The sequence below is a fragment of the Citrobacter sp. Igbk 17 genome, assembly GCF_028069775.1.
Lineage (GTDB): Bacteria > Pseudomonadota > Gammaproteobacteria > Enterobacterales > Enterobacteriaceae > Citrobacter.
On sequence record NZ_JANEWI010000093.1, the window covers coordinates 1 to 467 of the forward strand.

General features: G+C 49.9%; 1 protein-coding gene and 1 pseudogene. Both read right to left on the reverse strand.

Annotated elements, in window-relative coordinates; genetic code table 11:
- Positions 1 to 260 (reverse strand): annotated as a pseudogene (locus tag NNO08_RS22915) (type VI secretion system contractile sheath large subunit); the annotation flags it as partial.
- A gap of 31 nt (positions 261 to 291) precedes the next feature.
- Positions 292 to 467, reverse strand: a 176-nt coding sequence (locus NNO08_RS22920; RefSeq protein ID WP_271455912.1) for a type VI secretion system contractile sheath small subunit, incomplete at its 5' end; no start/stop codon positions are given.

Sequence of the window (467 nt, forward strand, 5' to 3'; positions counted from 1 at the left end):
TTCCTGTCCAGTTTCTCGACTTTTGCACCGGATTTCGTCAGGCACTCGAGAAAGACCTGCATCCCGGCCGTTAAACGCTCATCAGCGGTCGCATCAGACATTGCCTGCGCATCCTGCCAGATATCCAGCGCACTCAGTTCAGATACCGGATTCAGATTAATTTTTTCAAACAGGGACGCGTAAACCCCATTCGCCGAAGCGCGTTCCAGTACAACGCTTTCTCCACCCACAGTACTTTCATTTTGAACAGACATGAGCATTCCTTGTTAATCCGTTATAACGTCGTGATGGTTAAGGTTGTTTTGGTGCCAGAGATGACAGTTCGGCTCTGAGCTCCGCACTGAGCGCCGGGTTCAGCAGAATTTTTTCCAGCTCCTTTCGAAAAGCCTGGTTATCCAGCAGATTGGCCTTTAAATCACGCAGCAGGTTGCGCATGGAAAGCATGGCTTTCAGCTGGGGTATTTGTC